Below are 6,079 nucleotides of genomic sequence, written 5' to 3'. Positions count from 1 at the left end.
TGATCCTCATCGTCGGCATCGCCATCGACCTGCTCATCTTCAGCCCGGCCGAACGCTGGGTACTGCGCAGCCGCGGCCTCCTGGTCAAGAACTGAACGAACGGCGGCCTGCATCCACCAGGGAACGGGAAATGGTGACGCGGACCGTCACCATCGGCGTCCAGGATGGGTGCATGGACACGAACGCCAGGCCGCTCACCGGCCGCATCGCCCTCGTCGCCGGCGCCACCCGGGGGGCCGGCCGGGCCCAGGCCGTCGAGCTCGGACGGGCCGGGGCCACCGTCTACGTCACTGGCCGCACCACCCGGAGCCGCGTCAGCGAGGTCGGCCGGACCACCGAGACCATCGAGGAGACCGCGGAGCTGGTCACCGCCGCCGGCGGCACCGGGATCGCCGTCCCCACCGACCACCTCGACCCCGACCGGGTACGGGCACTGGCCGAGCGGGTCGACCGCGAACAGGGCCGCCTGGACATCCTGATCAACGACCTCTGGGGCGGCGAGCACCTGCTCGTCGGCTCGGTCTTCGGGAAGAAGAGCTGGGAGACCCCGCTCTCCGACGGGCTGCGGATCCTGGAGCTCGGCGTCCGCTCGCACGTGATCACCGCGGCACTGCTGCTGCCGCTGCTGATCCGCTCCGACGCACCACTGCACGTGGAGGTCACCGACGGCACCGCCGAGTTCAACCGGCGTTACCGCGAGAACATGTACTACGACCTGGCGAAGAACGCCCCGATCCGGATGGCGTTCGGGCTGGGCGAGGAGCTGAAGGAGTTCGGCGGGACGGCGGTCGCCGTCACCCCGGGGTTCCTGCGCTCCGAGCAGATGCTCGCCGCCTTCGGCGTCACCGAGGAGACCTGGCGCGAGGCCGTGGCCCGGGAGCCGCACTTCGCGATCGCCGAGTCCCCGCAGTTCCTGGCCCGCGCGGTCGCAGCACTCGCCGCCGACCCCGGCCGGGCCGCCCGCTGGAACGGCCGGTCCACCTCCAGCGGTGAGCTCGCCCGCGCCTACGGCGTCACCGACACCGACGGCAGCCGCCCGGACGCCATGGCCTACTTCGAGGAGGTGGTCTACGGCGGGAAGGACGCCTCCGCCGACGACTACCGCTGACCCGCCCACCCGGATCCGGGGGCCCGGCCGCCGGCGCGTCGTTAAGGTGATCGTTCCAGACGCGGACGGTGAGGAGGCGGCGGATGCGGGGAGTCCAGCCCCGGGCGGTACGGGTGCCGGTGGGCGAGGGCGCCGAGCGGTGGGCGAGCCGGCGGGCCGACCGGAACGTGCTGCTCGTGGTGCACAACGTGACCTCGGCCGGCCGCCTGCTGGACGTGCTGCCCCTGTTCCACGACGACTTCCGGGTCCAGCTGCTCGTGACGTGCACGGGGTCGTCGGCGTACCAGGGCGGGATCGGCGAACTGTTCGCCGACACGGGCCTTCCCGTCCTGCCCTGGGAGCAGGCGCTGTCCACGCCGGTGGATCTGGCGGTCTCGGCCAGCTTCGGAGGCGAACTCCATGACATACGGGGGAAGTTGAGCGTCCTTTCCCACGGGGTCGGTTATACTAAAAAGCTCGCCGCAGCCGGGAGCCGGGAGCCGGGAGCCGGGAGCCGGGAGCCGGGAGCCGGGAGCCGGGAGCCGGGAGCCGACGTTCGGGCTGTCGGCGGAGTGGCTCCTCCCGGGCGGACGGCCCTTCGTCGACGGACTCGTGCTGTCCCACCCCGAACAGCTGGACCGGCTGCGCAGGGCGTGCCCGGAGGCCGTGCACACCGCCGTGCTCGCCGGGGACCCGTGCTTCGACCGGATGCTGGACGCCCGCCCCTACCGTGAGCGCTTCCGGCGGGCCCTGGGCGTGCGCCGGGGCCAGCGGCTCCTCGTCCTGAACTCGACCTGGAACCCCGAGGGCCTCTTCGGCGACGGCGGCGGGCTGGACCTGCTGCCCGCCCTGCTCCCCCGCCTCGCCGCCGAACTGCCCGCCGACGACTACCGGCTGGCGGCCGTCCTCCACCCGAACATCTGGTACGGGCACGGTCCGGGGCAGGTCCGCGCCTGGCTGGACCGGGCCCGCCGGGCCGGGCTGACCCTGGTCGACCCCGTCCACTCCTGGCGGCAGGCGCTCCTCGCGGCCGACGCGGTCCTGGGGGACTTCGGTGCCGTCACCTACTACGCCGCCGCCCTCGGCACCCCCGTACTGCTGGCCGCCGACGGCGAGGGCCGGCTGGACCCGGAGGCGCCGCTCGCCCGGTTCACGGCCCGGGCTCCGCGGCTGGACGTATCCCTCCCGCTGCGGGAGCAGTTCGAGGCCCTGATCACGGCGCACCGCCCCGACCCCGGTCCGGCGCGGTACGTGACCTCCGCGCCCGGGGCCTCGGCGGCACTGCTGCGCCGGCACTTCTACCGGCTGCTCGACCTGCCCGAACCCGCCTCCCCTCCGCTGCTGGAGCCGCTGCCGCTGCCCCCGTACACGCCGCCCCTGCGGACGGCTCCGCTGCGGGTGCGGACGGTCGCCGACGGGGCGGAGGTGCTCGTCGAACGGTGCGCCGAGGTGCCGTACGGGGCGGACGGCGAGGTCCACCTCGCCGTGCACGAGGACACCCGGGACCCGGGCGTGCTGGAACTGGCGGACGTGATCATCCGGGAGGGGGACCCCGGCGATCCCCGGCTGGGCGGCCCGGAGCGTTGGACCGCCGAGGTGCTGGACCGTCACGGACGCTGCGCGGCGGCGGTGTTCGTCACCGGCCCGGACGGCTGCGTGGTGCGGACGCGGGCGCACGGGAGCTTCCGGCTGACCGCCGCTCCGGGGGCGGACGCGGACCCGGCGGCGTACGCCTCCGCCCTGTACGCGTGGCTGGCGGCGGGCGGCCGGGGCGCGCCCGGCGGCCCGTCCGCGGTGCTCGGGGTCCGGGTCGCGGGGTCCCGCCACCCGGTGCGGGTGGAGCGGCTCCCGGCCCCGGACGGGCTGCCCGGCCTCGCCGGCGTTTGACGCCGGGGGGAGGGTCTGGGACGGCAGACCCTAGCCTGCGGCGACCTCGCAGCGCAGCCGGAGGGCGGCGAGGTACTGCAGGTGCGGTACGGCCTGCGGCGGCAGGAGCCGCTCCGCCTCCCCGATCCGCGTCAGGGCGGCGGCGTTGTGTCCGGCGTCGTGCAGGGTCTCCGCGAGGTCCGTCAGCGCGCGGGCCCGGTTGTAGGCCTCGCCCCGCGTCCCGAAGAACTCCGCCGCCGACTCCAGGAGCCGCTGTGCCTCGTCCAGTTCCCCCAGGCCCCGCAGGGCCCTTCCCCGGTGCCGTGCGGACAGGGCGAGGGCCCGGGGCAGGTCCTCCGCGCCTTCTTGGCCGGAACTGATCTGCCGGTAGAGGCCCGCGGACTCGGTGAACCGTTCGTACGCCGCCCGCCAGCGCCACTGCTGGAGGTCCAGCAGGCCCAGCAGTTCCACGGCGGACGCCTCGCCCCGCAGGTGTCCGGCCGCGTGTTCGCTCTCCACGGCGGCCCGGGCCGCCGCCTGCGCCTCCTCCGCGCGGCCCAGTTCGCCCAGGCAGTGGGCGAGCTGGAACCGGAGGGCGCCCGCGGTCCGCGGATCGGCGGCGTGTTCCGCGGCGCTGCGGACGGCGAGGTGCAGGGCCGGGAGCACCTCGTCCCAGTACCCGGCCTTCAGCTGGAGCGGCCACAGTGCGCGGGCCAGCCGCCAGGCCGTCGCCGTGTGCCCGTACTCGTCGGCCACGGACACGGCCCGCGTCACGTTGCCCACTTCGGCGGCCAGCACGGCCACGCCCTCGGCCTCGCCGTGGCGGGGTGCGCCGCCCCCGGGGGCGGGTTCCGTGCGCCAGCTCTGCGGCAGGGCGGCGTGCGCGGCGTGCAGGACGCGGGTGAGCAGGGCGTCGAGCGTCCGGCGTACGGCCGCGGCGCAGGCGGGGATCCCGTGTTCCGGTCCGGCGGCGTCCGCGAGGTGGCGCCGTACCCGGGGGCGCAGGCGGTAGCGGCCGTCGCCCAGCGCGTCCGCCAGCCGGGCTTCCGCCGCTTCGCCGAGCATCCGGGCCGCCTCGGCGGGCGTGACGTCCGCGGCGGCGGCGGCCAGCTCCGCGTCGACCGCGGGCAGTGCGGCCAGTGCGATGAGCCGGCACAGGCGCGCGGTCTCGGGCCGCAGACCGGCGCAGGCCCGGCGGACCGCGCCGGCCAGGGGGTCCGCGCCCCACGGGCCGCCCGTCCACACCGTGCCCCCGGGGGGCCCGGCCGTCTCGGCGGTCTCCATCGTCAGGCCGACCGTCCGGGAGCGGAGCGCCAGCGCGTTGCCCGCGCACTCCTCCAGCAGTTCCTTGACCCGGGGTTCGATGCGCGGGTAGGCCTCCGGCCCCGCGGTGCTCCGGACGATCCGCACGGCGTGGCGGTCGGGCAGCGGGGCGGCCGCCACCCGTTGCGCCTCCAGCAGGAAGGGCCGTCCCGAGACGACGACGAGGAGGAACACCTCGGGGGCCGACGGGACCAGGCCCCGCACCTGCGCGGCGGAGGTCGCGTGGTCGACCACCACCAGGACCCTGCGCCCCTCGGTGAGCTGCCGGTAGAGCCGTTCGCGTCCCGCCTCGGTGGGCGGCATCCCGTCGGGTGCCACGCCCATCTCCCGCAGCAGCCTCAGCAGTACCGCGGACGGAGCGGGCCCCTCCTCCCCCGCGCCGTCCCGCAGGTCGACGTAGAACCGGCCGTCGGGGAACCGGTCCTGCAGGGTCGCGCCCAGGCGCAGGGCCAGCGAGGTGGTGCCGATTCCCGGGGGCCCGGACAGCAGGGCCACCCGGGGGCGGCCGGACGCCTTGCGGGTGGCCTCCCGGCGGAGGCCTCGCAGGGCGGTGCTCTGGTTGACGAAGTCGTGCGGCGCGGGCGGCAGGACCCCGCCGAGCAGCTGCCCGGGCTGCTCGGGGAGGCCGCCGGCCAGGGCCGCCCAGGCCCGGGACTGCCGCGGGTCCCGTTCCATGCGCGCGTACAGCTGGGCCGCGAGGCTCTCCCGCTCCTGCGGTGTGCGCGGCAGCGGCGTCTCCCGGCCGAGGGTGCGGCGCGTCAGCGCCCCGGTCGACACCAGCAGTTGTTTGCCCATCTCGCCGGCGGCACCGTTGGCCACCGCGGTGAGGAACGCGGTGAGCGCGCTGAGCGCCATGATCTCCAACACGTCGGTCTCCCCCTGGTCCCGGTCCGGCCCTGGCCGGACTGTATCCCCGTGCCCGCGTGGCGGAGAAGGATTTCAGCCCGGCCCGGGGCGGAGCCGAGGGAGCGGCCGGTGCCTCAGGTCCGTGCCTCAGGTCCGGTCGCGTTCGAAGGTGTGCAGGAGGTCGGCGGCGACGCCGACCGCGATCGCGGCCGGTTCCTTGCCGGTGATCCCGGTCATGCCGATCGGGGTCTTGATGCGGTCGATGGTCTCCTCGTCGTGGCCGCCCTCGGTGGACAGGCGGTGGCGGAAGCGGGTCCATTTGGCGGCCGAGCCGATCAGTCCGATCGTGCCCAGACCGGGCGTGCGCAGGGCGGCGTCGCACAGGGCGGCGTCCTCGGCGTGGTCGTGCGTCATGATCAGCACGTGGGTGCCGGGTGCTAGTTCCGCGAGCACCTCCTCCGGGAGCAGGGGGACGTGGTGGACGTGGACCTGCGCCACCGCGTCCGCGAGGACGGCGAGGCGTTCGTCGGTGAGCTGGCCGGGGCGGGTGTCGACCAGGTGCAGGTCGAGGTCGAAGCGGGCCAGGATGCGGGCCAGTTCGAGCCCGACGTGCCCGACGCCGAAGACCGCCACCGCCGGGACCACGGGCAGCGGTTCGAGCAGGATGCTGACGGCTCCGCCGCAGCACTGCACGCCGTGCGGGCCGGTGACCTTGTCGTTGAGGGCGAACTCCATCAGTTCCGGCTCCGCGCCGGGATCGGCGATCACCTCGCGGGCCCGGTCGATGGCGACGGCCTCGATGTTGCCGCCGCCGATCGAGCCCCAGGTCTCGGTCCGTGCCACGACGAGTTTGGCGCCGGCCCGGCGGGGCGCGTGGCCGCGCACGGTCGCGACGGTCACGAGCACGCCGGGTTCCCGGCGCGCCCGCAACCGCGCGACCGCGGCCACCCAGGTCAT

The 6,079-nt window shown here is 75.7% G+C and carries 4 protein-coding genes; 2 read left to right on the top strand and 2 right to left on the bottom strand.

Annotated features, from left to right (window positions below; all coding sequences use genetic code 11):
- Positions 1 to 172 precede the first annotated feature (172 nt).
- On the top strand, positions 173 to 1,108 hold the full coding sequence (locus tag AB0F18_RS27095) for an SDR family oxidoreductase (protein ID WP_362065065.1): 936 nt from the start codon (positions 173 to 175) through the stop codon (positions 1,106 to 1,108).
- A 591-nt stretch (positions 1,109 to 1,699) separates the two neighbouring features.
- Positions 1,700 to 2,974 (top strand): hypothetical protein, encoded by a 1,275-nt coding sequence (locus AB0F18_RS27090; RefSeq protein WP_362065062.1) that lies wholly within the window; start codon positions 1,700 to 1,702, stop codon positions 2,972 to 2,974.
- Positions 2,975 to 3,004: 30 nt separating this feature from the next.
- Here the strand turns inward: AB0F18_RS27090 and AB0F18_RS27085 are convergent, their stop codons facing one another.
- Positions 3,005 to 5,143: an ATP-binding protein gene (locus AB0F18_RS27085; RefSeq protein WP_362065059.1), complete on the bottom strand. Its 2,139-nt coding sequence runs from the start codon at positions 5,141 to 5,143 to the stop codon at positions 3,005 to 3,007.
- Between the two features lie 126 nt (positions 5,144 to 5,269).
- The gene (gene xdhC, locus AB0F18_RS27080; RefSeq protein WP_362065067.1) at positions 5,270 to 6,079 is read right to left on the bottom strand and encodes a xanthine dehydrogenase accessory protein XdhC; all 810 of its coding nucleotides are present in this window, start codon (positions 6,077 to 6,079) and stop codon (positions 5,270 to 5,272) included.

Source organism: Streptomyces sp. NPDC029216 (assembly GCF_040648015.1).
GTDB lineage: Bacteria > Actinomycetota > Actinomycetes > Streptomycetales > Streptomycetaceae > Streptomyces.
Note: the sequence above shows the minus strand (reverse complement) of the source record. Positions and strands in the feature narration are given on the sequence as shown.

What these genes read in the sequence shown, in the direction of transcription:
- AB0F18_RS27095 (WP_362065065.1), top strand. Translation starts at nt 173, where the DNA reads ATGGACACGAACGCCAGGCCGCTCACCGGCCGCATCGCCCTCGTCGCC.
- xdhC (WP_362065067.1), bottom strand. Translation starts at nt 6,079, where the DNA reads ATGACCTGGGTGGCCGCGGTCGCGCGGTTGCGGGCGCGCCGGGAACCC.